Origin of the sequence: Luethyella okanaganae (assembly GCF_042660285.1) — a bacterium.
GTDB lineage: Bacteria > Actinomycetota > Actinomycetes > Actinomycetales > Microbacteriaceae > Luethyella > Luethyella okanaganae.
On the sequence record NZ_JBHSTP010000002.1, the window covers coordinates 95154 to 119795 of the forward strand.

A 24642-nucleotide genomic window follows, 5' to 3' on the forward strand; every position below is an offset into this window, starting at 1 on the left:
CCCACCGCGCGAGTCCAGCCCACCCGAGGGCCCGCCCGCTCAGAACCGGCCGCCTGAGAACAACCGGAACGGCGATGACGCCACTGATCGTCCTTGATCCACTCCGCGACCGTGGGCCTGGACTAGTTCCTCGTCAACGCTTTCAGTTTGCGACATGTATGTAACTTCGTAATACTGGACTTATGGAGCCGGATGGTGGGGTGTCTGCGGCACTGGCCGCGCTCGCGAGCAGGGTGGAGGCTCTTGAGGCCAACGCGGAGCAGGCTCTCGAACGATCGCCAGCTGAATCGTCTGGGACGATGTGGGTGCTCGATGGCATCAAGCGACGTGTGTCAGCCCCGGGCGCGGTGTTCTATGCGGGTGTTGTGCATACCGCGGCTGGCCCGGTCGAATGGCAGATCGGACTTCCCGTGGAGCGGCTTTTGGGAGAAGAGTGGAGCGTCGCCGCGTCGAGCCTCGCCTCCCTGGGGAATCCTGTTCGTCTCAAGCTCCTGCACGCAGTCATCGAGGGTGCCAGCTCTGTCGCAGAGTTGTCGGCTGGCGAAGGCATGGGTACGACGGGCCAGCTCTATCACCACCTCAATCAACTCCTCGCGCAGGGATGGCTCGCCGCCGCTGGGCGGGGACGGTACGCCATTCCGCCAGAGAGGGTCGTTCCCCTGCTCGTGATCCTCGCCGCAGCCCGGAGAACCTCATGATGCGCGCGCGGAGAACGATCGTGGTCGCGATCGTCGCTGCTATCGCCACGTTCACTGTCGGCGCGGTGGCGATCCCCCGCCCGCCCGCGCTTTCCACCGTGACCAGCGGCGACTCCGAGCTCGTTGCCGAGGTGCGTCAGCTGCTCGAGGAGTCGCCAAGCGTGCGTGACCGGGTGAGCGTCGCCGTGATCGATGGTGGGACAGTGCGTGAAGCGCATTTCGGAGCCACCGGCGGCACGGAGTACGAGATCGGCTCAGTGACCAAGACGATGACGGGATCATTGCTCGCCGAGGCGATAGACCGGGGTGAGGTTGCGGCCGACACAACCCTTGGGGAGCTTCTCGATCTCGGCACAACCCCGGCAGCGTCGATCACCCTGACCGAACTCGCAACCCATCACAGCGGCCTACCTCGACTGGCCGCCTCTCCCGGTCAGATTCTCTCCGCAATCATCTCCAAGCTTCGCGCCAGCGATCCTTACGGTGCCAGCGTCGCTGAACTGCTCGCAAGCGCTCGCGACGCCCAGCTGAACGAGAAGGAATTCCTCTACTCGAACTTCGGTTTCGCGCTCCTGGGCCAAGCACTTGCCTCAGCCGCCGACGCCGATTACCCCTCCCTTCTCTCAGAGAGAGTGTTCGAACCGCTCGGGATGACGGGCTCCTTCGCCCCCACATCCCCCGATGACCTCGCCCCCGATGCCCCGACCGGCTACACCGCTTCCGGCCGGACGAGCGATCCGTGGACCCTCGGCGCAGACGCCCCCGCAGGCAGCGTGCGATCGACTCTGACAGACATGGTCAGATACGCCACTGCGCAACTCCACCAGACAGCGCCGGGGGTGAAGGCCACGTTCCCGCACAGCCAGGCAGGAAAGGGGCGCACCATCGGCTACGCCTGGATCACGACCGATAACGTCACCTGGCACAATGGAGCCACCGGCGGATTCACCAGCTGGATTGGTTTCGACCGCGAATCAGAACGAGCCGTCGTTATCCTGAACAACACCGCCGCACCCGTCGACGACCTCGGGTTCATGCTGCTGGGCACCTCATGATGGAATACCTCACCGGAACACTCGCTCTCGCGTTCACCGCGCTCTTCACAATCACCGCGTTCACACGCAACAAGCCGTTCGCGCCGAAGAGCCGACTCGAACTGACGATGAGCGCCCTCGACGCCGCAACACTGTTGCTGATCGCACGCACGCTGACGCCATGGGGAAACATCTCCCCATGGTTGTGGCTGCTGCCCGTCGCAGTGTACGCAACAGGCATCGCGGCCACCACCCTGAGATGGCCGTCACTTCCCTTCCTACACCCCGACAAAACACGCAGAAGAACGCTCACCTGGACCATCGTCCATGTGAGCGTCCTCGCGGGCGTGATCACTCTGATCCTCGGCTAAGCAGAGCACCACCGCCAACTGGAGGCAGCGTCACCCACCGCGATCACTCTCGATTCAACGAGAACTCAAACCCCATCGCACAGGAAAACGGGCCACACCCCTCACCCCCACTCGTGGAATGGTTGCAATCTCAGAACGTGTTGTAGCGGGCGGCGAGAGTAGCTGCACGGACGCGCGGGGCCGCGCACAACGATGCGGCCAGCCGAGACTTCATCCTGGAGTCGGTGGAGTAGCCGACGATCCGACCCGAGAACGCGTCCTTGATCGCACAGAGGTAGATCTCGCCCTCCGCGGTCCTGTGTTCGGTGATGTCGATCAGCCAGAGCTCGTTCGGCCCGTCGGCGGTGAACTCGTGCCTGACGCGACCCTTCTCGTCGGTCACGTCTTGTCGGTCACGGTGCAGAGGTCGTCGTGGACCGGCGGGCCGGGCTTCTTGCCGTTGCGGCCGCGCCTCTTCCCGAACACGCTCCACCAGGAGTTGTCCGTGCAGATCCGCCACGCCGTCCGGTCCACCATCGCTCGCCGGCGTCGCGGGCGTCGCGGGCGTCGCGGGCGTCGCCGGCAAGCAGCCGGTGCCCGAACTCGGGGTCGTCCTTGTACGCGTCGAACAGTGGTTTCGCCCGATACGCCTCCACGATGACCCGGGGATCATCCCCGCGTGAGCGGGGAGCACGTGCTGATGCTGGCCATGAGGTTGTTGAAGCTTCGCCTTCTGCCCTTGAGTCGCTAAGCAATTTCGCTTACAGTAAGCAACATGGCTGATCAAAGATTTGAAGAAGAGGTGACGTTCGGCACGTACTACGTCTCAACGGGCGCTGCCGAAGAGTTCGAGCGCGTGCTGCCAGAAAGCTGGGCGGCCTTGCATCGGCTGGGCTTCATCGCTGAAGAGCCCCCGCTGCTGTTCCGTTCGGTGTCCGCCCCACTGCGGTACATCGAGCTTGCTAAATGGGTCCCCGGCGTGATGGGTCCCGCGCACGAGCATCCCGATCTGATCCCAATCTGGTCGCGGCTCGCGAACCTCGTCGAGCCCCATACCCCTGAGGTTGTGGACCGTGGGCTGGTCTTCGACGAGTTTGTGCCGGTTGTGCTGAATGCCGACGCCTGACCGCATCCCTGGCCTCGCAGACCTGGACCGTTTGGATTCAGTGTTCGCGGCGCTGTCGCACCGAACTAGACGCGCGATCTTGGTGACCCTGCTGGCAAACGGCGGTTCGCAGACCTCAGGGAAGATTGCTGGCCGAATGGATAACAGTTGGCAGACCACGAGCCGCCACCTCCGCCAGCTCGAAGAGGCGGGACTTATCAGGGTCGGTCTGCAAGGTCGAGAGCGGATCTACTCACTGGACAGCGCATTCATGCTGAACGCTCTCGACCAGTGGGGTGATCGGTTCCGGCCATGACGCGCACGCATCGCAATGCGTCTCTGACTCCCGAGGGCCGCATGCGATTGGTGGCTCGGTGCCGCACCCGGTCAATCGCGCACGTCGCGGCCCGTAAGCAGGCTCGGAACTTCCATCAGCCCGGTAGCGGGGTGGCGAAACGCATGTATCCGTTCTCGGGGCTGATCCGCTGCTCTGATTGCGGGCGGGCGATGGTTCATCGAGGCGGGGTGTATCAGTGTGTGCAGGCTACGACGGGCGGGTGCAACCGTTCGATCCGCTCCACCGACATTGAAAAGCTCGTGGAGGAAGCGGTGCTCGCGGCGTTCGAGCAGATCACCCTCGGCCCGGCCAGGCGTGCGACGCCCGCCGCGGATCCGGCCGCGCGGGTCGGCCTCGCCACGAGACTCGACATCGACCGGGAACGCCTGGCCAGGCTGGATGATGACCACTACGACGGGTTGATCGACAAGGCGATGTGGGTGCATCAGCGGGCGCGGATCGCGGAACGGATCGAACGCACCCGTCGCGAGTACAACGCCGCACTACCCGAGCAGGCGGGGCCGGGCATCGATGTGACGACCGTTGCCGCGGAGTGGGTGGGCCGCACTCCGTTGTGGCAGTACCAGGCGGCGAGTCTGATCCTCGAAGCCGTGCTCGTCCACGCCCTTCCGGATGGCATGAACGGTGCGACACCTGCACGCCGCCGCAACGAGTCTGTCGAGGCGTTCCACGTCCGCCGTGCTGCTTACCGCGCCTGAGGACCGCCGAACCCCACACGCCGTTTAGCGGACAGACCCCTGGTTGACGGATGTCGCCCCGGGCGACTCAGTGCGTCGCGCGCGCACGGAGCCGCAGCCGCCGCGCCACAGCCGGAGTTGTGACCGCCACCGCGACGAGGATACCCAGGGTGAGCATCGCTAGCCCCAATAGGGTCGCCATGGTCGTTGCTGGATCGCTCGGTGACGTGCTCCGCTGAAGGCCGACGGTGGCCAGGCCGAGCAGAGCGAGCGATGATCCCCCTGAGCCGGTCATCTGGTGCCATCGCTGAAGACCTAGGAACGACTCGAAGATGGAGAGGGCCACCCGCCAGGTGGCGAGCCAGAGCCCAGCGTAGGTCGTGCCTAGCACGAGCGCCGTCGTAGGACTGCTCACATCGACCAGATGAGGCGCCCGAGAAAAGGTCGTTAGAACGAAGACACACACGACAGCAGCGATCCCGCTCTTAACCGTGAATGAGTCCCAAGGACCGGTCGACGGGACGACGAGCAGACCCGTCAACGCGATGATGGGGACTATCTCGATGAGGGTGAGAAGGCCGGACACGGTGGCGAGCATCACCGCAACCCCCACGAAAGCGCAACTCACGATCGCAATGACCGGCCTGAGCCGAGCGGCACGCATTGCCACACGAACGATGCCCCAGAGAACCGAGCTTCGGCGCATCCCCAACTCTCGCGCGAATGTGAGGTCAGAGGACCACTCCTCACGTCGATCCCTGCGCTGCCGTGCCGGCACGATCGCAACGGCGAACGTCAACGTCATTCGCTCGATCACGTCGTCACGGCCTTCCGTTGCGGGACCACTCGAAACTTCTCAGCCCGCGACTCGATCAACTTCGCTACTTCGGACTTCCCGATCGTTGTGAACCGGTACAGGCGCCTTCTCGGCCCCTTGTTATCGGACTCGTCCCACACGCCCTCGATCCACCCGTACTCCTCAAGGCGGCTGAGAATCGGGTAGACAGTCCCGGAGGGAAGGCCCGTGGCCTTGCAGACCTGTAGGCCCCAGATCGACTCCGACTGTGACGTGAGGTATCTGAGCACTTCGAGGAAGGCTGCCGTGACTCTCATCGTCTTGATCCCCTCTCAAATCGGATGGCGGGGCCGCGGACCTGACAGTCCTACGGCCCCGCCCCTCGCTCGTTAGTCGTTCTGTCCGCTCGCGGGTGCGAGGCGTCCACGCCGGTATCGACCGACAACAAACACCGTCACTCCCGCGATGACTCCTGCCGCCGCGATCGATCCGCCGATGGACACCAGGTTCCAGACGATCAAGTTCATCTCTTTCATCTCCTTCCGTTTAGTCTCGTACGAAACCGGCTAGCGCTCAACACGACATAGCAACCGCCGTGTCACCACTCGTCGCTGACGCCGCCCCCACCGACGCGCCGACGCGCAGGCGGAGGGTGAACGTCATTTGAAGGGGTAGGCGCAGTTCTGGGCGCTGATCACCAGTCGCGCATCGGCCGGGCCGCCAGCGTTCTCGTACTGCTTGACGATTCCGAAACTCTGTCGGCTCACGCTCGTTGCACATCCGACGCTCCATCCATCCGAGTAGACACTCCGGATGTAGTCATAACCGTTGTCGACAAACGTGAAATCGGAGTAGAAGGACATCGCGACCGCGCCCACCCACACATGTCGACCTTGCAACCATCGCGATGCTGGTTGGCGCCTGACGTCCATGCGGAGCACCCCGTCACGCCGCGCGCCGAACTGTCATTCTCAGACGCAACGGCGTTCTCGACCCGACTGACCGCTATCGAGCCGTCTGCGAATGTGCTGATGGCCTGATGGTGGGTCGTTGTCTGTGTCGTCACCTCGCTGACAGGAGACGCGCCCGACAGCGAGTCCCATAGTTCTCCGGCACGCAACTCGTCGACAAGGTCGTTCTGAGTCTGTGCAGCGACGCCGTACTCCGTGAAGAACGCGCGGACATCCGCCTCGAGCTCATCAAGCTCGGGGGTCGATTCAGTTGCACTCGCCCCTGCCGTAGGCGCGATCGCAAATCCGAGCGCAAGGACCAAGGCCCCCAGCACCGATAACCCCGACTTCATCCATTTCACTTCGCTACCCCATCGACCAGCGAGCCCCGCCCTCCGCGAAGCAACTGCTATATATGTAGCACAACGCGTTGCTTTATGCTACATATGTAGCAGATCTGCCCCTGAGTGGGTGAGTCGACGAGCGCTCAGCAATCCAATAGCACTTGGACACCGCGGCGACGAGGCTTGCGGGGCCTTGACGCCTTCGTCTTGCTGGCGCCGACGGGCGTCCGTGGTCAGCCGCTTTTGCTCGACCTGGCGATCGGCGAGGGCTTCCCTCACGTGCAGGCGACAGGGTGGCTTTCTTTGAGGTGCCGATGAGGAAGGGCCAGTCAGGTGATGATCCCGCTGTGGTTCCGTGGGATGTCCACCGGGGTCTGGGCAGGGCGCCCCCGAGCGCATGAAGCGTGCATGCGATAGGTCGTGCGCCTCATGTCCCGCTGGTCGTCCCGGCCGATGCGTCAAACGGTCCGTGACGCAAGGCGAGTTCCGTAAGTGTGCACGGCACTCCACACGGCCGGCAGCCACTCGATGGTTGCCGTACGGACTGACCCGGAACGGTGATCCCCGACAGAGCTGCTTGTCCGCGCCGGTCGACCATCGGCATGCCCGTCACGAGCCGTCGACAAACCTCCCTGCACGGCTGGTGTCAGACGCGCGTTCCTTGTTTAGAGCTGATGCACGTATGCCACCGTGGGTGGGGCGTGCGCACCTCCCTCTCATGAGACGACTCATGAGGGATAGTGAACGTTGTGATTCCACCGCCCGTTGAAACTCTCCATCCCTCAACGGTACGACGCCCGGCCCCGCGGTTGTGGGCAAGGAGAGTGCCGCTCGGCCGCGTGTCACGACTCGCCGATACGCTGAAACCGCGCACGTGCGCACGTGCGCACGATCACAGGTGAGTGTGTTTGAGGTACCTCGGCTACCCCGTGTGCAGGTATCGGGGATCATCCCCGCGTGAGCGGGGAGCACGTCGCCACCACCAACGCTCAAGGGGCGAACTCGGGATCATCCCCGCGTAAGCGGGGAGCACGGCACTGCCGACGACGTCGGCGCCGTCATGTCGGGATCATCCCCGCGTGAGCGGGGAGCACATGAGCTGAGTGAAATCCATGGTTCTTCTCCTGGGATCATCCCCGCGTGAGCGGGGAGCACATCGTGGACATCATCTGGACCTACCATCTCGCGGGATCATCCCCGCGTGAGCGGGGAGCACAGGAAGGTCGACGGTGGCGACCTGTCCTACCACGGATCATCCCCGCGTGAGCGGGGAGCACGGGTCTTGGTAGAACGACACCTTGGGCGGGTACGGATCATCCCCGCGTGAGCGGGGAGCACTCACCCTGATCACAGTCGTCGCGATCGGAGTCCGGATCATCCCCGCGTGAGCGGGGAGCACAGGGCTGTGGCGCCGACGAGGACGGTGTCGCCGGGATCATCCCCGCGTGAGCGGGGAGCACCGGCGCAGCCGATGCCCGCCCGTCGGCACGTGGGGATCATCCCCGCGTGAGCGGGGAGCACTGATCGCCAGATGGGGCACCCCGATACCGGAAGGGATCATCCCCGCGTGAGCGGGGAGCACCCCCACCGAACCAACGCATCCAACCTCGACGTGGGATCATCCCCGCGTGAGCGGGGAGCACCACAAAGGGTGAACATGCGTCCGTCGCGGGTGAGGATCATCCCCGCGTGAGCGGGGAGCACCTCGGGATCCTCGCGGCGCATCCGCTGCTGTTCGGATCATCCCCGCGTGAGCGGGGAGCACGTGTCGTGAGCTTGAAATACAGGCTTTGCGCCGGGATCATCCCCGCGTGAGCGGGGAGCACTCCGCCCTTACAGCCCACACGACAGCGGCACGCGGATCATCCCCGCGTGAGCGGGGAGCACAACCCAGACCAAACCGACACAAAACCGAGTGGGGGATCATCCCCGCGTGAGCGGGGAGCACGACGAGCAGCGGCAGGCGTCGCTTGAGATCATCGGATCATCCCCGCGTGAGCGGGGAGCACCGGTTACTCGCGCCAATTCATGTATCTCTATGGGGATCATCCCCACGTGAGCGGGGAGCACGGCGTGTGATCCCGGCTGCGTCAGCGACCGCTGGGATCATCCCCGCGTGAGCGGGGAGCACCTCGTCGGCGCTGCGCTCGTCGACGAAGGCGCGGGATCATCCCCGCGTGAGCGGGGAGCACACCACGACAAACTATCTCGTGGGGCGTCGGTACGGATCATCCCCGCGTGAGCGGGGAGCACCATGTTTCACCTCTTCGGCGACGCCTGGTCGCGGGATCATCCCCGCGTGAGCGGGGAGCACTTCTTACCCGCGAGATCCTTGAGCTGGGGGAAGGGATCATCCCCGCGTGAGCGGGGAGCACCATGCGCGAATGCTGCGGCCCCAGCGCCAGCGGGGATCATCCCCGCGTGAGCGGGGAGCACATCGTTCTGCGGCTCACGGACGGGCGACCCGAGGGATCATCCCCGCGTGAGCGGGAAGCACGTGTCAGCACGGGGGCCGTAGTCGTCGGTCATGGGATCATCCCCGCGTGAGCGGGGAGCACTGTGCATCCCCCTGGTGCAAGCAGTCCAAGAGCGGATCATCCCCGCGTGAGCGGGGAGCACAGGTTCGCGCCCTCCATGTCCGCACCCCGCAGGGGATCATCCCCGCGTGAGCGGGGAGCACGAGCTGGGGCGCGGCCGGGACGCCACATGGTCCGGATCATCCCCGCGTGAGCGGGGAGCACCTCGCCGCTGACTACACGAACCAGGGCGCCCCGGGATCATCCCCGCGTGAGCGGGGAGCACATCCACTCGACGAGCCGGGCGTTCAGGCGGTGCGGATCATCCCCGCGTGAGCGGGGAGCACTTCCAGGGTGAGATCGTCGGCGACTACTACACCGGATCATCCCCGCGTGAGCGGGGAGCACGACATGGTGTGCCTTTCGTTATGTCGGGGAGGAGGATCATCCCCGCGTGAGCGGGGAGCACTCGGCGGGTGCAACGACCGAGGAGGAGTCCGGCGGATCATCCCCGCGTGAGCGGGGAGCACGCCGCCATCGCCTTCCCCGTCCCAGGCCTCTCGGGATCATCCCCGCGTGAGCGGGGAGCACAAGAGACCGAGTAATGGCACAAGCGTTCCGCGCGGATCATCCCCGCGTGAGCGGGGAGCACGCCGCCATCGCCTTCCCCGTCCCAGGCCTCTCGGGATCATCCCCGCGTGAGCGGGGAGCACATGATGAGTCCTTCCTGGATTCTGTAGTAGCTCGGATCATCCCCGCGTGAGCGGGGAGCACAAGAGACCGAGTAATGGCACAAGCGTTCCGCGCGGATCATCCCCGCGTGAGCGGGGAGCACATCGCCGGTGTCATCGCGGCCGGCGCCGGAATCGGATCATCCCCGCGTGAGCGGGGAGCACGACGAGCGTGGCCGCTTCGGCGACGGTGATCCAGGATCATCCCCGCGTGAGCGGGGAGCACCTCCGAGACATTGGGACCATCCTGGACGTGTCCGGATCATCCCCGCGTGAGCGGGGAGCACGATGGTGCAGGCGCAGTCGATTGCGCGTCGCTGGGATCATCCCCGCGTGAGCGGGGAGCACAAACGTCGACCTTGAATCGGCGTGCGAGAGCAGGGATCATCCCCGCGTGAGCGGGGAGCACACCCTCTCAGCTTCGGCCTCAGCGACCCTCCGCGGATCATCCCCGCGTGAGCGGGGAGCACGCACTCCTCCCAGAGGTCGCAGGTGCCGTCGCAGGATCATCCCCGCGTGAGCGGGGAGCACGCCAACCCGAGCGGCGAGAACGAGGTCGCCAAGGGATCATCCCCGCGTGAGCGGGGAGCACGTCTGGTTGATGCGCTTCGCCGTGTCCTTCGAGGGATCATCCCCGCGTGAGCGGGGAGCACGCGCCGATGCCCTGAATCGCAGGCATCACGATGGGATCATCCCCGCGTGAGCGGGGAGCACGCTCTGACCAGCGACTTTGTATCGCACAATCCGGGATCATCCCCGCGTGAGCGGGGAGCACCTGCTGGTCCAGAACTGGGACACCGTCGTGAAGGGATCATCCCCGCGTGAGCGGGGAGCACCAGTGGTCGAACGACAAGCTCGCCGCATCGTTCGGATCATCCCCGCGTGAGCGGGGAGCACAGATTCGAGCACCGACATTGAGATGCCAGTCACGGATCATCCCCGCGTGAGCGGGGAGCACGGTGAGCTGATGCTGGGTGTGGACGCATCAGTCGGATCATCCCCGCGTGAGCGGGGAGCACACCAGGCAGCATGCGAAGGCGGCCCGCGACCAGGGATCATCCCCGCGTGAGCGGGGAGCACCAGTGTCGTGGTCTGCACGGAGCGCCCGGTCAGGGATCATCCCCGCGTGAGCGGGGAGCACCTCGAAGTTCGCCGCCGACCGCTACCCGAACGGGGATCATCCCCGCGTGAGCGGGGAGCACGGTGAGGAGCTCGTGCTCATGCGCCGGGTCGAGGGATCATCCCCGCGTGAGCGGGGAGCACTCGAACTCCTCGATGTCATCCGGCCCCTCAACGGGATCATCCCCGCGTGAGCGGGGAGCACCGAGTTCGGGGGCTTGGAGGAGTGCATGGTCGAGGATCATCCCCGCGTGAGCGGGGAGCACACCGGCACGCCACGCGTCGGCCGCAGCATCTGCGGATCATCCCCGCGTGAGCGGGGAGCACCATAACCCCGACGAGAGGAGTTGTGCCCGAATGGGATCATCCCCGCGTGAGCGGGGAGCACAGGGTCACGGATGACTCTGCGACATCGTCGACCGGATCATCCCCGCGTGAGCGGGGAGCACGCAGTGTCGAACCGGCGAATCTCCGCATCCCACGGATCATCCCCGCGTGAGCGGGGAGCACCCCTCGGGAGTGCCCTCCAGCACCTTCGACGCCGGATCATCCCCGCGTGAGCGGGGAGCACTGTGTCTTGGTTGTATCCGGGAGTCTTCTCTGCGGATCATCCCCGCGTGAGCGGGGAGCACGCGAACCTTTGAATCCCACCCGGATATGACCGGGGATCATCCCCGCGTGAGCGGGGAGCACGGAGGACAGACCATCCGGGCCAGCGTGTGGATGGGATCATCCCCGCGTGAGCGGGGAGCACCTCCGTGAGCTGGAGCGCGGCCGGCTGCGTCACGGATCATCCCCGCGTGAGCGGGGAGCACCTGTTCCTGGCCGGTGCGATGTTCGGCCCGGCGGGATCATCCCCGCGTGAGCGGGGAGCACGTGCCACTGGATGCCAGGCACGCCGCGGCCGCAGGATCATCCCCGCGTGAGCGGGGAGCACCTGATGGCACGAATTAGGTCAATCAAACCGTCGGGATCATCCCCGCGTGAGCGGGGAGCACGACCAAGGCGAAGCCTTGATGACGCCGGTCCGCGGATCATCCCCGCGTGAGCGGGGAGCACATCATCAACATCCGAGGATGCGCCGGTTCGAAGGGATCATCCCCGCGTGAGCGGGGAGCACCCACTCAGCCACGGTCGACCCCTTCCACATCGGGGATCATCCCCGCGTGAGCGGGGAGCACTTCGCCTGCTGCGATGGTGACTGCCGTTGGGCCGGATCATCCCCGCGTGAGCGGGGAGCACAGGAGGGTTGCTCGTGCGGTGGTGTTGCGGGTGGGATCATCCCCGCGTGAGCGGGGAGCACTAGGGGACGCCGGCTTGGACCATGCCGAATGCGGGATCATCCCCGCGTGAGCGGGGAGCACCCGCGAGACCAGGTCGTCTACTTCCAAGGCCCGGGATCATCCCCGCGTGAGCGGGGAGCACGGACGCCGCGGAGATCTGCGGCGGCCTCCGCACGGATCATCCCCGCGTGAGCGGGGAGCACCGAGCAGATCACAGGCAACGGGGCGTACGCGGGGGATCATCCCCGCGTGAGCGGGGAGCACGCGATCATCTCGAGCGACATCTGGCCTTGCTGGGGATCATCCCCGCGTGAGCGGGGAGCACGAAATCCACCGACTGCGCCACCCCGGCACCGAGTTGGATCATCCCCGCGTGAGCGGGGAGCACGACGGGCAGCCTGTCGCTCGGCCGTGGGCAGACGGATCATCCCCGCGTGAGCGGGGAGCACGCCGTGAGCGCCCAGATGATGAGGTCGAACGGGGGATCATCCCCGCGTGAGCGGGGAGCACGCTGGCGGTGTCACGATCGAGTCGCCGAACGCGGGATCATCCCCGCGTGAGCGGGGAGCACAAGATCGACGCCGTCTGGGGCCTGATGTTCGCAGGATCATCCCCGCGTGAGCGGGGAGCACCTCGATTACGTCGTCACGCGTGAGCAGCTCGAGGGATCATCCCCGCGTGAGCGGGGAGCACTTGCCATCGAGAACCAGATGCACAGGATCACCGGGATCATCCCCGCGTGAGCGGGGAGCACCCGAGTCTCCGGCCCGGTCTTCCCACTCCCGGGGGATCATCCCCGCGTGAGCGGGGAGCACGCTAGCCCATCAGGGATTCCTCAAGCCCTCACGGGAAAACACATTCAGTTTATCGCCCCAAATCCTCATCGATTGGGTCAACGGCTGACTACTAGCTTCCGATGACCACATCCGCACAACCCCCCTCGCGAGCTAAAACGTTTGACCAGGATGCTAAGCATCAAACGCCGGGGTCACCCGACACCCCCGAGTGCAGCGGGGTCGTTGTCGCAGAACCGCGAAAGCGCTCGTCAGACCCGGCGCGTGATGAGGTGCCAGAGATGCAGCATGTGCTGCGCCATGTCGATCGACGGGTCCAACATCCACTGGGTCTGCAGGCCGTCTGCGGCCGCGACGAACAGCGCGGCCACGCGTTCGGGGTCGACGTCGTCGTCGATCCGGCCCGCGGCCTGTTCGGCGCGGACGAACTGCGCGAAGACATCGCGGATCCTCGCATAGCGCTCGACAAAGAACGCATGCGAAGGATGTTCGGGGTCGCAGGCATCGGTCGAGACCTGCACATAGAGCTGCACGAGTCCCGGCACCTCCTGATTGTGGGAGATCACACCGAGGAGTCCATCGATCGGGTGGACTGACTCGCCGCCATAGGTGGCCAGGTCGACGTCGTCGCGCTTGCGGAGAATCTCTTGGAAGAGCTCCTCCTTTGAGGTGAAGTAGTGGAGGAGTCCGGCTTGGCTCAGATCGACGGCCTCGGCGAGTTCGCGCACGGAGGCGCGGCGGTAGCCAGTGCGCGCGATGACGTCGAGTGCGACGGTGAGGATCTCCTCGCGCTTCGCGATGCCTTTCGCATACGAGCCTCTGCGTGCCATAACTGCATGGTAGCCCCTTGCGATTCGAAAACCGAACGCCATATGGTTTCTTCACCGACCCACCGTCGTGGCATCGAAAGGACCACACTCATGACAAAGGACCACACTCATGACAAAGGACCACACTCATGACAGTGGCGTCACCCCAGCACCCTCTGTCGATGTAGACGTCGGCGGAACCGAACCCCAACATGAACCACCGCACCGAACTGCCGCGCTGAACTTCAGTGCAATTGCCTCGCCGTGCCTGGCGCTGATCGACGCAATCGTTGCGCAGCCTCTAAGCCGTCTCCGAGAGCGAGCTCCGAGAGCGAGTCGATGCTTGTCGTCGACGACGATGCTCGACACGATCGCCGCATACATCGGGATGCTCGGCACGGGTCTCACCGTGGAGTCACCGGCCGGGCGCAGACGCGTCGGGGGCGGCATCCAGTTCACCTCTGCTTCTTCCCGTCGTCACTTGACACGCCTACCGTTGGAGGCGTCGATCGCGCTTCGCGCCACTCGACTCGCTGCACCGACGCTGACGAACGCTGACGAAGGAGAGCCCGATGTCCACGAGACGCCCGATGATCGCTACCCTGACCGCGACTGCGGTCGGAGTCCTGACCGCAGCGACACTCGGTGCCGGCCCAGCCGCCGCCGAGCAATCGCACGGCCCGACCGACCTTCGCGTCGCGACCTACAACCTCTCCCTCAACCGCAACGCTCCCGGACTGCTCGTCGCCGATCTCAGCACCGGCACGAACGCACAGGCGAAGACGGTCGCCGAGATCATCCAGCGCACGAACCCCGACATCGTGCTGCTCAACGAGTTCGACTTCGTCGAGGGCGGCGTTGCGGCCGACCTGTTCCGCGACAACTACCTCGAGGTCTCCCAGGGCGGGGCTGACCCGGTCGATTACCCGTACGCGTTCGTCGCGCCGTCGAATACCGGCATCCCGAGCGGCTTCGACCTCAACAACAACGGCGTGATCGCCGGTGGCGACGACGCATTCGGCTTCGGCGTTTTCGAGGGCCAGTTCGGTATGGCCGTGCTCTCGAAGTACCCGATCGTCCTCGACGAGGTGCGCACTTTCCAGCACTTTCTATGGAAGGACATGCCGGGTGCATTCCTCCCAGACGACCCCGCGACGCCCGCGCCGGCCGACTGGTACTCCGCCGAAGAACTCGAGGTGTTCCGCCTGTCGAGCAAGTCGCACTGGGATGTCCCGGTCGAGGTGGGCAGCAACACCGTGCACGTGCTCGCCTCGCATCCCACGCCGCCAACGTTCGACGGCGCCGAGGATCGCAACGGCCTCCGCAACCATGACGAGATCCGCTTCTGGGCCGACTACGTCACGCCGGGCAAGGCATCGCGGTACATCTACGACGATGCCGGCACGACCGGTGGGCTGAAGCCGGGCGAGTCATTCGTGATCCTCGGCGATCAGAACGCCGATCCGCTCGACGGCGACTCGGTGGATGCCGCGATTCAGCAGCTCCTCGAGCACCCGCGCATCACCGACCCGCTGCCGACGTCGGAAGGCGCCGTCGAGGCCGCACTGCTGCAGAACGGCGCGAACCTCGCGCACGAGGGTGACCCCGCCTTCGACACCGCCGACTTCAACGACAACCCCGCACCGGGCAACCTCCGCACCGACTACGTGCTGCCGTCGCGCGACCTGCGCGTCACCGACGCGGGCGTGTTCTGGCCGGTGCAGGCCGAACCGCTCTCGGCGCTCACGGGCACGTTCCCGTTCCCGAGCAGCGACCACCGGCTCGTGTGGGTAGACCTGCGCGTGCACCGCTGATCCCTGACCGCACGCAATAGAGCGGATGCCCAGAGCCGATGGCTCGGGGCGTCCCAGCGGCCACAGCCGTCCAGGGACCGAGATCAGGAACGTCGACGTGGGGTAGGCCTGTGATGAGGGCCGCGCTTTCGACCCCGGCGCCGGTCGACGTTCCGCGCATCTCCGCGACCAGCGCGGGGCTCCAGTCTTCAGCAGCACGCAAAGCCTGCTCGGCGCCCACGCGCACGTCGACAAGAGCAATACCGCAGGCTGCGAACAGGTCGTAGGACAGATTGCTGGGTTCAGGTGGCGACACCCTATCTAGATTAGGTAAGCCTTGCCTCAATGGTTCTGCATGTATTACTGTCGGGCGTGAAAGGTCACCCCACGTTTTTCACGGAGGTATAGGGGATCACAGAATCCGTGCAGGCCATATGCGCGTTTCGGTTCTGATGCTCCTGTACATCCAGAAGTGTGAAGCCAAAAGGTTCTCAAAAGAGGGTTTGGTGCCCAGGCGAAAGCCCCTGGAAAGACGTTCGCTCCGACGACCGCGCGGCTTCATGGCGGTTCCACCTTCGTGGATCCGCGAGCATGGGCGAAGCCGCGAGGCTGAACCCGCACCCTAAGGAGGAGTGGAGAAGATGACAGATCAGACACGGAGAAAGCGCACCATGACACGATGTCTCGCCGGTGCGGTCGCGGGCCTTCTCGCAGCGGTTGCGTTGGTAGTCGCGACGGCGACGCCAGCCTCGGCAATCTCGTCCGTCTCGGTGACCCCGAACTCCGGTTCCGCGCAATTCTCAACCACAATCACGGTGAACGACACCGAGGTCGGACACACCTACCGCGTCGGTCTGTGTTCGAGGACGAGTTTCAGCGGTGTTCCCGCGTGCGCCTATCTCGGGATCACGTTCACCGGAACCGGTGGACCGGTAACCCACCCGATCACGTTGACCGAGACGTTCACCAACACGCACTACGGAGTCGGCTTTCCTTGTCAGCCGCTGACCCATTACTGTGACGGGAACCTCTGCGAGATCGCGGTGACTGACAACGACAGCAGCTCGACCTACTGGACCTACAAGACTGCGATCACCTTCACCTGATCGATCGGAGGGGAGCGCCCAAGCTGGTCGCTCCCCTCCCCGACCCTGCCTCGGGTCACTTCCCGCTCCTCCGCGATCTCATTGACCCGCCCCAGAGACAATCGTCCACGCGACCCAGCCCCCCAGCGGTCTAGAAACGGGTAGCCGAACTCGACACGGGAGAATCCGGCCGTGCGAGCACAGAAGCACGGCCGGCCGACAAGCTCCTCACCGGGTTCAACATCGCAGTCACCAAACCGGCCTCTCTACATCACGAACTCGATCCCGGAGTACTCCTCGGAGCGCTGCCAGAGCCGGGCGGCTATGGCCGCATCGCGAGAGGTGCGGGTCGGGGTCTGCAGCACGGGTCGCCCCTTGGTGAGCAGCCGCGGACCCCAGTACTGTCCGCCGACGGCATCCGGGTCGATCGCAGCGCGCACGATCGGCCACGCCCCGGCCTCCTTGCTCTGCGCCGTGCACCCCTGCAGCTTGTCGACGAGACGGTCGAGACGAGACGGGTCATTCACGCCCGCTATGCGCGGGGAGAGCCCGCTGACCGAGTATCCGGGATGCGCGACGAGCCCTGACACCGGCAAATTGGCCGCATGCAGCCGGCGATCGAGCTCGAAGCCGAACACCTGCATGGCGATCTTGGACTGGGCGTACGCGCGCCACCGCTGGTAGGAACGCTCGAGCTGCGGATCGTCGAGTGCCGAGTCCATCACGCGCGAGATCATCGAGCCGAGCGCGACAACGCGACTCCCCCGCGTGCGAACGAGCGCGGGCAGCATCCGCGCGACCAAGGCGAAGTGACCGAGGTAGTTGGTGGCGAACACGAGTTCGTGACCGTCCAGGCTCACCTGTCGATCACGGGGAGGGTGAACGATGCCGGCGTTGAGCACGAGACCGTCGATCCGGTCGAGTTCGAGCAGCGCACTCGAGGCTGCGCGCACCGAGTGCAGATCGGCGACATCGAGCGAGATGACGCTGACGGATGCGCCGGGCACACGCCCGCGAAGAGCGTTGGCTGCGGCGTCCGACCGTTGCGGATTGCGGCAAGCGAGCACGACATGCGCTCCGGCCGAGGCGAGTTGCTCACTTGTGAAGTAGCCGAGACCGGCGTTCCCGCCCGTTACGACGAAGACCTTGCCTGCCTGCGACGGCAGGATCGCCGGATCCCAGCCGAGCGTCGCGCGGCCGGCGTCGCGCGAGGCCATCGAGGCCATCAAGAGATGTCGGGCGGCGATGCGTCCGGAGCGGCAGCCGTCACGTCCGATGCACCATCGGGCCAGGTCTCCTGAGGCTCATCGACGACTTCACCCGCGAGGCGCTCGTGGTGGTGGATCACCTCCGCAATCACGAAAGTGAGGAACTTCTCGGCGAAGGCCGGGTCGAGGTGAGAATCCTCGGCGAGCGCGCGCAGCCGCTGGATCTGCTCGACCTCGCGCTGCGGGTCGGCCGGAGGCAGACCATACACGGCCTTGAGGCGACCGACCTGCTGCGTGAACTTGAACCGCTCCGCAAGCAGGTGCACGAGTGCAGCGTCGATGTTGTCAATGCTGCGCCGGATGCCCTGCAACTCCTCGAGCACTGACGGGTCTGCCGCGACGGGCCGGTTCTCCTCAACTGCCATGCATCGACCTTAACGCCTGCCCCCTCGAGGAGACGACCGGATCGAGCAACCGCGCGACACCGGAAGTCACCCAGCCTCGCGGTTCACAACTCAGGAAGAGTCCGGATCGGGCCGCATCCTCGCCTGGAGGCAGGCGAAAAGCAGCGAGCGTGTGCATGTTCTGCCTGAGCTGCGCACGGACGGCTTCGGCTGTTGTCGCCGCGCTTACGCCGCTCGGCAAGGATCGCCGACCTCTAGCTCGGGCGGACGCTCCCTGTCCCTGCCCGAAATCCGGGCACCGGGCGCCGGGCACCAAACACCGGACACCGGGCACAGGACACCGGACACCGGACACCGACTGCGCGCTACTCGTGCGGCCGAACACTGCACGCACACCAGTAGCGCATAGCCGCAGGGATTAACGCTCGGGTGGACTGCGGGCTGCGAGAAGTCCAGTGCCGCGCCCGATCGAGCCCTTCCTGCCCCCCGCAGAAGAAGGTCTCGACGGGCGAGTCCCGCCGCAACCCGGCCGGCCCCCAATAGCCAGCCGGGCACGCGTGCCGCACTCGGACGAGCAGCACCCGCTACGCTTCAACGAGCACGCGGGTCAACACAGGTCGCGTCGCCCGCAGACCGAGCCAGACCAGGCCGATGCCCACGGAGAGCACCCCGGCGATCACGAGCAACGAGAGTGGTGCGACGATGAGGGTGATTCCCACGAGCGGAAACAGCAGCACGGTCGCGCACAGGGCCGAGCCGACGGCAGTGATGCGCAACGGCGACATGACGGCGCGTCCGCGTGCGGCATCCATCGTCGTCACCGGCATGCCGAGACGGTTGAGGCTCAGGTACAACTCGCGACGGTCGAGCACGAACGCCGCCTGGTTGACGCCGACGGAGCAGGCAATCATGAGAAACGAGGCAACGACCGTGATGACGACGCCGGTGCGGATGTCGAAGAAGAGGGCGTATGACTCAGGATCCATCGACTCGCCGCCGGCGCCGTTGCTCACCACATCGACCAGAGCGACACCGGTTCCCGCGAACACCGCCATGAAGCTCGTCATCGCGATGCCGCTCACCTGCCGCCAGGCGGCCTTCGGCGACTCGAGGACGCCGCGTGCCGCAAGCAGGCGTTCCGGGGTCTTCGCCCGGCGCGCCTGCCCCTTGGCAATGGCACCGATGATCCCCGGACCAATGAGGTTGAGCACCGCGAGCGTGCCGCCGAACGACACCGCGAGCACGACGATCAACACGACGGCGCTCCCAGCGAGTTGCAACGCCGACATCGCGAGAACCGAGATGACGATGACGGCCGCTCCGAGGGCGAGCTTGACCCGGTGCTCCTTCGGGGCGTCCTGTCTGGTGCGGACGCCGAGCGGCGAGATGATCACCCGGCGCAGCCCGAGCACCGCGCTTACCGCGGCGAGCGCGATCACCCCCGCGACGGTCGCGAGCACGACGGGCACGCCGAGCCAGACCGAAGCCGTTCCGAGCGCCTCGCCGCGAAAGTGGATGAGAGCGAGAGCGGGGAGCAGGGCCAGGTAGACGACCACCCCGGCGAACGCGCCTGCTAGAGCGAGCGCGCCGGATTCGAGGACCGTGATGGCCGCCACCGTGCGCGGCGTGGCTCCGAGCAGACGCAAGGTGGCCAGCCGGTCGTCGCGCCGCCGCACGGAGAGGCGGGCGGCCGACCCGCCCAGGGTCGCGAGCGGAATCACGAGCAGCATGAGCGCGATCACCGCGAGTGCCTGGTAGACAAAGGCGAGATCGTCGGTCCAGCTCCAGAAGCGCTGCGCGCCGCCGAGAACCGCAAGGAGCAGTGCTGTCACGACCCCAAAGGCGACGATCGGCAGCAGGGCGACCACCGGGCTCGTCGAACCGGGACGGGAAAGCAGCCACGCGAGCCGGAGGATCATGCGATCACCTCCGCGGCATTCTCGCGAGAGCCGACGATGAGGCCGTCGCGCACGAGCACCGTGCGGGAGCAGCGCGCCGCGACCTCCTCGTCGTGGGTGACGAGCACGAGGGTGCGGCCCTGTCCGACCGTCGAGCCCAGTAGGGCGTCCATGACCTCTGTCGATGTGCGCGAGTCGAGCGCTCCGGTCGGCTCGTCGGCGAAGACGACGGACGCCCCGGTCACCTGAGCCCGCGCGATGGCGACGCGTTGCGCCTGACCGCCGGAGAGCTGACCGATGCGCCGGTGCTCGAGCCCTGTCAGTCCGAGCACCGCCAGCCAGGTCGCCGCCCGCCGCTCGGCCTCCCGACGTGGCATCCCTCGCAGCATGAGGGCGATCGCGACGTTCTCGATCGCTGTGAGCTCAGGGATGAGCAGTCCTTGCTGGAACACGAAGCCGAAGGCCTCACGTCGCAGGCGCGAGCGCACCGTCTCGCTGAGGGTGTTCACGAGCACGGAGCCGCTCGGGCCGTTGAAGCGCACCTGCCCGGTATCCGGGACGGTGATACCGGCAAGGCAGTGCAGGAGCGTGGTCTTGCCGGAGCCCGATGCGCCCATGATCGCGAGCGACTCACCGGGACGCACGACGAGATCGACCCCGGCGAGCGCGGGCGTCGCCCCGAAGGTCTTGCCGAGTCCTGCGGCCTCGAGGATGAAGGATGTCATGCCTCCACCCTCGCGGTTCGGCTACGACCCGCGCGTCGCTCGCAGGGTTGATCGCGAGTCGGAGGTGTCATTCGCCGGGATGACATCTGCCGCCACCAACGGGGAACGCAGCGCAGCACCCGTCTCGGCGACGGCGCGGACCTCGGCGCGGACGGAACGCGCCACGCGCAACGCCCCGCCGGGCAGCCGAATCCTCCGCTGCGTCAGCAGGATGCCGAGCAGCACGAGCAGCGCACCGAGGGGCTCATGCCACGAGAAGCGTTCGCTCAGAAGCAGCACGCCGAGCAGCACCCCGACCACGGGCGTGACGTAGGTGACCGTCGACGCATTCGTCGGGCCCCAGGCGCGCAACACGTTGATGTTCCAGATATAGGCGAGTCCGGTGCCGAGCGCGCCGAGGGCGAGCAGGCTCGAAACGATCTGCCAGCTCAGCGAGACCGGCTGCCAGGCGACGACGGGCGTGAGCAGGATCATGGCGAGGCCGGCCAGCCCGATGTTGAGGAACGCGAACGTCGACCCTGCGATCGGCCGCTGGCTGAGGAACTTGCGGGTGTATCCGAAGGTGAAGCCATAGCAGGTAGCGGAGCCGAGACAGGCGAGCTGGCCCCAGAGATCACCCGTGAGCGCGGCATACTGCCACGGCGCGATGATGACGACGACTCCGGCGATGCCGATGAGGATGCCGAGGATCTGGTCGCGATCGAGCTTCTCGACCCGGAAGGCGAGCGTCGCCATGAGTGCCGTGGTGATCGGCGTGACGGCGTTGTAGATGCTCGCGAGGCTGGACGACACGTACTGCTCGGCCCAGGCGAAGAGCAGGTGCGGGATGACGCATCCGCTGATCGCGATCACCGTGAAGTGCAGCCAGACGATGCTCTCCCTCGGCAGCACTGTGCCGGTGCCGACCCGCGGTCTCGTGATGAGCACGATGAGGCCGAGCGTGAGCCCACCGAGCACGAGTCTCGACCAGGCGATCTGGCCGAAGGAGACGCCGTCGAGGGCGATCTTCATGAAGAGGAAGCTGGCACCCCAGATGACGCCCATCGCGAGGAATTGCACGGCGATAGAGACTCTGCCGAAGCTTCGGTTCTCGAGTGGGAGGACGCTCACCCACAGACCATACCGCGCCGGTCCGACCTCGCGAACCCGGCGGTGGCACGCTGTCCGTTATCCACCGGAGGATGGCACCCTTCGGATCACGCTCAGGCCGAGAGCGGCTCAGCGGCGGCACGGTAGGCGACGGGTTCGGTGTACCTCTCGAGACGTTCGAGCAACCCGGCGCGAACGCCCGGCCATTCCTCGGCGAGAATCGAGTAGACCGCGGTGTCACGCCAACTGCCGTCGGCACGCGGGCGCTCGCGACGGATCGTGCCCTCGTAGACGGCGCCGAGGCGTTCGATGGCGGACCGGGAACGCGCGTTCGCAGCGTCCGCCTGGATCTTGATCCGGCCGAAGCCATGGTCGAAGGCGAGCGAGAGCAGCAGGAGCTTGGCCTCCGCGTTGACGGCGCTGCCCCAGACGCGCGGGTCGTAGGCCGTCCAGCCGATGTGGGCCGACGCCCGGGCAAGGTCGATGTCCCCGAGCGTGCTCGTGCCGACGAGTTCGCCGTCGTGCGGTCCGCCCAGCAGCCGGACGCCGTAGACGTTACCCGCTCCGAGCTGGAGGTATCCCTTCGCCCAGGTGACGAACTCGCCGACCTCCGCACGGTAACCGGCCGGTCCGCCTCCGTAGCCGCCGGCGAAGACCAGCGGATGCCCGATCGCGGCATGCAGTTCCGGCAGGAACTCGACGGTGAGCGGTTCCAACCTGATGAAACGGCCCGCGATCGGTGCGAGCTCCGGACGTACGGCGGTCATCCCACCAGTTTTCCACGCCGCGGCCCGCCCGGGTATCCGCTTCGATGACGACAGGGTGAACATACGGCGACGCCGCCGCGCCGTGCTAACGTGTCGACATGGCCTTGGCGCAGCGATTTCCGAGCCCCCGACCGGTTTCCGGTCCGGGGACTTCGTTGACGCGCGCCCGCTGATTCGCGACGACCACGCGCTGCCGAACCTCTTCGCGACCGAGCGGTCGGGGGTGACTCCCCCCTCGAACTCCCGCGAAAGGTATCTTCATGTCTTCGGCATCCGCCACCGTCATCCCTTCTACCGCGCCCGCGCCGATCGGTGCTACCGAGCTCGTTGACGCGCTCGCGATTCGCGATCTCAGCGACCCCGCCTCGGGCCCGCACGCGATGCAACTTCTGCTCGACGGCGCGTGCGAGGCTCTTGCCTCCCTCTGGCGCGTTCCTGTGCGCGTCCTCCGCCCGAGTCCCATCGCGACCGTCGCCGACAACTACGACAACCTCGGCTACTCCGCCGAGGATGTCACCAGGCAAGCACGCTACACCCGCTATCTCAGTGCCGACGTGATGTTGCGAAGCCACACTTCCGCTGGCGTTCCGCCCGTGCTGCGCGACCTTGCGCGCCGACGGGCACGCTCCCACGACGAGGTGATCGCGCTCCCGGGTCTCTGCTATCGCCGCGATTCGGTCGACCGCCTGCATGTCGGAACCCCGCACCAGCTCGACCTCTGGCGGGTGACGGACTCCGCTCGCCTCGGCCGGGTGCAACTTCTCGAAATGGCTGAAGCGCTCGTCGAGGCCGTGCTCCCAGGAGCGCGGTGGAGGGCGGTGCCCGCCACCCATCCTTACACGATCGACGGTCATCAGATCGACGTGCTACGCGGCGAGGAGTGGGTCGAGCTCGCCGAGTGCGGCGTCGTGGCAGCACCCGTGCTTCGGCGGGCGGGCCTGGACCCACGGCTGTGGAACGGGCTCGCGCTTGGCATGGGCCTGGACCGTGCCGTCATGCTGCGCACGGGAGTGCCCGACATTCGGATGCTACGGGCCGCCAACCCGCGGATCGCGAAGCAGATGCTCGACCTCGAGCCGTGGCAGCCGGTCTCGGCGCAACCCGAGGTTCGGCGCGACCTCTCGCTCGTGCTCGACGCACCGGCCGACGGGGAACAGCTCGACGAGCTGCTCGGCGACCCTGCCCGGGAGGCTCTTGGCTGCGATGCAGACGTGCTCGAGTCCCTCGTGGTGTTGACAGAGACGGCGCCGACGGAGTTGCCGACGGCCGCCCGGCGACGCCTGCGCATCCGCCCGGGCCAGGTGAACGCCCTCGTGCGGCTGACCCTGCGACCCCTCGACCGCACACTGACGGATGCCGAGGCCAACGTGCTACGCGATCGCGTCTACCGCGCCCTGCACCGCGGCGAGGTGATGGTACTCATCACGCTCTCCGACGAGTAGCGCTTCGTAAGCTCTACTGCCTCGCGCCTGCACTGGTCGCGAAGCCCTCACGATAGGCCGCGGCCTGCGAACTTCCCGTCGAACGAACCCCGCCGCCGAATAACACGGGCACCATCGGGTAAGACGCGCGACTCAGGCGTTCTCGAGCTCGGCTATCACGACCTTCTTCTGGCGCATCATCACCTGGATCTGCTCAGGCCGGCGCACGAGCTCGTCCATGTTCGATGGGATGACCTGCCAGCTCACGCCGAACTGGTCCTTGCACCAGCCGCACTGCTCCGATTCGGGCACGTGCGAGAGTTTCGACCAGTAGTAGTCGATCTCGTCCTGGTCCTTGCACGACACGACGAACGAGATCGACTCGTTGAAGGTGAACAACGGGCCGCCGTCGAGACAGACGAAACTCACCCCGTTCAGGATGAACTGCCCGTTGAGCACCTTCCTGGTCATTCCGACGAAGTGCTCGTCGAGCGATTCGTCAGGATACTCCTCGATCGAGGTGATACGGGAGTCCGGGAAGACGTCGACGTAATACTGCATCGCCGCGCGCGCCCGGTCGTCGAACCACAGACACGGCTGGATGGGTGAGAGCTCGGCCATTGGAGACCTCCCTTGTTCGGCTCGTCACTTCGTCGCCAACGCTACGCCGATGTGCTCGCGGTATCGA

The 24642-nt window shown here is 66.1% G+C and carries 20 protein-coding genes, 1 pseudogene and 1 CRISPR repeat array; of the genes and pseudogenes, 9 read left to right on the plus strand and 12 right to left on the minus strand.

Annotated elements, in window-relative coordinates; genetic code table 11:
• Positions 1-182 precede the first annotated feature (182 nt).
• Genes ACFQB0_RS08125 through ACFQB0_RS08135 form a run of 3 tightly spaced genes read left to right on the plus strand, consistent with a single transcriptional unit; the run spans position 183 to position 2103 of the window.
• Complete coding sequence (locus ACFQB0_RS08125) at positions 183-698, plus strand: ArsR/SmtB family transcription factor (protein WP_386729973.1); 516 nt, start codon at positions 183-185, stop codon at positions 696-698.
• The gene (locus ACFQB0_RS08130; RefSeq protein ID WP_386729976.1) at positions 695-1753 is read left to right on the plus strand and encodes a serine hydrolase domain-containing protein; all 1059 of its coding nucleotides are present in this window, start codon (positions 695-697) and stop codon (positions 1751-1753) included. Before ACFQB0_RS08125 ends, ACFQB0_RS08130 begins: the two co-directional genes overlap by 4 nt.
• A complete protein-coding gene (locus tag ACFQB0_RS08135) occupies positions 1750-2103 on the plus strand; it encodes a hypothetical protein (protein WP_386729978.1) in 354 nt (117 codons plus the stop codon). Before ACFQB0_RS08130 ends, ACFQB0_RS08135 begins: the two co-directional genes overlap by 4 nt.
• 190 nt (positions 2104-2293) lie before the next feature.
• Here ACFQB0_RS08135 and ACFQB0_RS15405 read toward each other — a convergent pair.
• Positions 2294-2598: pseudogene (locus ACFQB0_RS15405) on the minus strand (DDE-type integrase/transposase/recombinase); the annotation flags it as partial.
• A gap of 259 nt (positions 2599-2857) precedes the next feature.
• Here ACFQB0_RS15405 and ACFQB0_RS08145 point away from each other — a divergent pair.
• The 3 genes from ACFQB0_RS08145 (at position 2858) to ACFQB0_RS08155 (ending at position 4243) form a co-directional block, all read left to right on the plus strand.
• A complete protein-coding gene (locus ACFQB0_RS08145; protein ID WP_386729983.1) occupies positions 2858-3208 on the plus strand; it encodes a hypothetical protein in 351 nt (116 codons plus the stop codon).
• A complete protein-coding gene (locus ACFQB0_RS08150; RefSeq protein ID WP_386729985.1) occupies positions 3195-3503 on the plus strand; it encodes an ArsR/SmtB family transcription factor in 309 nt (102 codons plus the stop codon). Before ACFQB0_RS08145 ends, ACFQB0_RS08150 begins: the two co-directional genes overlap by 14 nt.
• Before the next feature lie 143 nt (positions 3504-3646).
• On the plus strand, positions 3647-4243 hold the full coding sequence (locus tag ACFQB0_RS08155; protein ID WP_386729988.1) for a zinc ribbon domain-containing protein: 597 nt from the start codon (positions 3647-3649) through the stop codon (positions 4241-4243).
• A gap of 67 nt (positions 4244-4310) precedes the next feature.
• Here the strand turns inward: ACFQB0_RS08155 and ACFQB0_RS08160 are convergent, their stop codons facing one another.
• The 4 genes from ACFQB0_RS08160 to ACFQB0_RS08175 all read right to left on the minus strand — a co-directional run bounded on the left by ACFQB0_RS08160 (position 4311) and on the right by ACFQB0_RS08175 (position 13585).
• Positions 4311-5039 carry a hypothetical protein gene (locus ACFQB0_RS08160; RefSeq protein WP_386729991.1) on the minus strand — a complete coding sequence of 243 codons (729 nt, stop codon included), beginning with the start codon at positions 5037-5039 and terminating at the stop codon, positions 4311-4313.
• A complete protein-coding gene (locus ACFQB0_RS08165; RefSeq protein ID WP_386729993.1) occupies positions 5036-5335 on the minus strand; it encodes a helix-turn-helix transcriptional regulator in 300 nt (99 codons plus the stop codon). The genes ACFQB0_RS08160 and ACFQB0_RS08165 overlap by 4 nt, the downstream gene beginning before the upstream one ends.
• Positions 5336-5407: 72 nt before the next feature.
• Positions 5408-5545, minus strand: a complete 138-nt coding sequence (locus tag ACFQB0_RS08170; protein ID WP_386729996.1) for a hypothetical protein — start codon at positions 5543-5545, stop codon at positions 5408-5410.
• A 1711-nt stretch (positions 5546-7256) separates the two neighbouring features.
• Positions 7257-12776: a CRISPR direct-repeat array (repeat unit 28 nt; unit sequence GGATCATCCCCGCGTGAGCGGGGAGCAC).
• A 230-nt stretch (positions 12777-13006) separates the two neighbouring features.
• Positions 13007-13585, minus strand: coding sequence for a TetR/AcrR family transcriptional regulator (locus ACFQB0_RS08175; protein WP_386729998.1), 579 nt, complete (start codon positions 13583-13585; stop codon positions 13007-13009).
• 551 nt (positions 13586-14136) lie between these two features.
• Here ACFQB0_RS08175 and ACFQB0_RS08180 point away from each other — a divergent pair.
• Together ACFQB0_RS08180 and ACFQB0_RS08185 are read left to right on the plus strand one after the other, a co-directional pair.
• Entirely contained in the window at positions 14137-15378 is a 1242-nt protein-coding gene (locus tag ACFQB0_RS08180; protein WP_386730000.1) for an endonuclease/exonuclease/phosphatase family protein, read from the plus strand.
• A 620-nt stretch (positions 15379-15998) separates the two neighbouring features.
• Positions 15999-16463: a hypothetical protein gene (locus ACFQB0_RS08185; RefSeq protein WP_386730002.1), complete on the plus strand. Its 465-nt coding sequence runs from the start codon at positions 15999-16001 to the stop codon at positions 16461-16463.
• 245 nt (positions 16464-16708) lie between these two features.
• On the opposite strand, the gene ACFQB0_RS08190 is transcribed toward ACFQB0_RS08185, so the two are convergent.
• The 6 genes from ACFQB0_RS08190 to ACFQB0_RS08215 form a co-directional block, all read right to left on the minus strand.
• A complete protein-coding gene (locus ACFQB0_RS08190; RefSeq protein WP_386730005.1) occupies positions 16709-17668 on the minus strand; it encodes an SDR family NAD(P)-dependent oxidoreductase in 960 nt (319 codons plus the stop codon).
• Positions 17668-18075, minus strand: a complete 408-nt coding sequence (locus tag ACFQB0_RS08195; protein WP_386730007.1) for a chorismate mutase — start codon at positions 18073-18075, stop codon at positions 17668-17670. Before ACFQB0_RS08195 ends, ACFQB0_RS08190 begins: the two co-directional genes overlap by 1 nt.
• A 563-nt stretch (positions 18076-18638) precedes the next feature.
• Positions 18639-19973: an FtsX-like permease family protein gene (locus ACFQB0_RS08200; protein WP_386730009.1), complete on the minus strand. Its 1335-nt coding sequence runs from the start codon at positions 19971-19973 to the stop codon at positions 18639-18641.
• A complete protein-coding gene (locus ACFQB0_RS08205) occupies positions 19970-20677 on the minus strand; it encodes an ABC transporter ATP-binding protein (RefSeq protein WP_386730012.1) in 708 nt (235 codons plus the stop codon). Before ACFQB0_RS08205 ends, ACFQB0_RS08200 begins: the two co-directional genes overlap by 4 nt.
• A gap of 21 nt (positions 20678-20698) precedes the next feature.
• Positions 20699-21787 carry a DMT family transporter gene (locus ACFQB0_RS08210; RefSeq protein WP_386730014.1) on the minus strand — a complete coding sequence of 363 codons (1089 nt, stop codon included), beginning with the start codon at positions 21785-21787 and terminating at the stop codon, positions 20699-20701.
• Between the two features lie 92 nt (positions 21788-21879).
• Complete coding sequence (locus ACFQB0_RS08215) at positions 21880-22533, minus strand: GNAT family N-acetyltransferase (protein WP_386730017.1); 654 nt, start codon at positions 22531-22533, stop codon at positions 21880-21882.
• A 260-nt stretch (positions 22534-22793) separates the two neighbouring features.
• Between ACFQB0_RS08215 and srmL the strand changes: the two genes are divergently transcribed.
• Positions 22794-23975 carry a PheS-related mystery ligase SrmL gene (srmL, locus tag ACFQB0_RS08220; protein ID WP_386730020.1) on the plus strand — a complete coding sequence of 394 codons (1182 nt, stop codon included), beginning with the start codon at positions 22794-22796 and terminating at the stop codon, positions 23973-23975.
• Positions 23976-24107: 132 nt separating this feature from the next.
• Here srmL and ACFQB0_RS08225 read toward each other — a convergent pair whose 3' ends face one another.
• Complete coding sequence (locus ACFQB0_RS08225; RefSeq protein ID WP_386730022.1) at positions 24108-24575, minus strand: VOC family protein; 468 nt, start codon at positions 24573-24575, stop codon at positions 24108-24110.
• Positions 24576-24642 lie beyond the last annotated feature (67 nt).

Coding starts and splice junctions, on each gene's coding strand:
- ACFQB0_RS08125 (WP_386729973.1), top strand. CDS start 183: ATGGAGCCGGATGGTGGGGTGTCTGCGGCACTGGCCGCGCTCGCGAGC.
- ACFQB0_RS08130 (WP_386729976.1), top strand. CDS start 695: ATGATGCGCGCGCGGAGAACGATCGTGGTCGCGATCGTCGCTGCTATC.
- ACFQB0_RS08135 (WP_386729978.1), top strand. CDS start 1,750: ATGATGGAATACCTCACCGGAACACTCGCTCTCGCGTTCACCGCGCTC.
- ACFQB0_RS08145 (WP_386729983.1), top strand. CDS start 2,858: ATGGCTGATCAAAGATTTGAAGAAGAGGTGACGTTCGGCACGTACTAC.
- ACFQB0_RS08150 (WP_386729985.1), top strand. CDS start 3,195: ATGCCGACGCCTGACCGCATCCCTGGCCTCGCAGACCTGGACCGTTTG.
- ACFQB0_RS08155 (WP_386729988.1), top strand. CDS start 3,647: ATGTATCCGTTCTCGGGGCTGATCCGCTGCTCTGATTGCGGGCGGGCG.
- ACFQB0_RS08165 (WP_386729993.1), bottom strand. CDS start 5,335: ATGAGAGTCACGGCAGCCTTCCTCGAAGTGCTCAGATACCTCACGTCA.
- ACFQB0_RS08170 (WP_386729996.1), bottom strand. CDS start 5,545: ATGAACTTGATCGTCTGGAACCTGGTGTCCATCGGCGGATCGATCGCG.
- ACFQB0_RS08175 (WP_386729998.1), bottom strand. CDS start 13,585: ATGGCACGCAGAGGCTCGTATGCGAAAGGCATCGCGAAGCGCGAGGAG.
- ACFQB0_RS08180 (WP_386730000.1), top strand. CDS start 14,137: ATGTCCACGAGACGCCCGATGATCGCTACCCTGACCGCGACTGCGGTC.
- ACFQB0_RS08185 (WP_386730002.1), top strand. CDS start 15,999: ATGACAGATCAGACACGGAGAAAGCGCACCATGACACGATGTCTCGCC.
- ACFQB0_RS08190 (WP_386730005.1), bottom strand. CDS start 17,668: ATGGCCTCGATGGCCTCGCGCGACGCCGGCCGCGCGACGCTCGGCTGG.
- ACFQB0_RS08195 (WP_386730007.1), bottom strand. CDS start 18,075: ATGGCAGTTGAGGAGAACCGGCCCGTCGCGGCAGACCCGTCAGTGCTC.
- ACFQB0_RS08200 (WP_386730009.1), bottom strand. CDS start 19,973: ATGATCCTCCGGCTCGCGTGGCTGCTTTCCCGTCCCGGTTCGACGAGC.
- ACFQB0_RS08205 (WP_386730012.1), bottom strand. CDS start 20,677: ATGACATCCTTCATCCTCGAGGCCGCAGGACTCGGCAAGACCTTCGGG.
- ACFQB0_RS08215 (WP_386730017.1), bottom strand. CDS start 22,533: ATGACCGCCGTACGTCCGGAGCTCGCACCGATCGCGGGCCGTTTCATC.
- srmL (WP_386730020.1), top strand. CDS start 22,794: ATGTCTTCGGCATCCGCCACCGTCATCCCTTCTACCGCGCCCGCGCCG.
- ACFQB0_RS08225 (WP_386730022.1), bottom strand. CDS start 24,575: ATGGCCGAGCTCTCACCCATCCAGCCGTGTCTGTGGTTCGACGACCGG.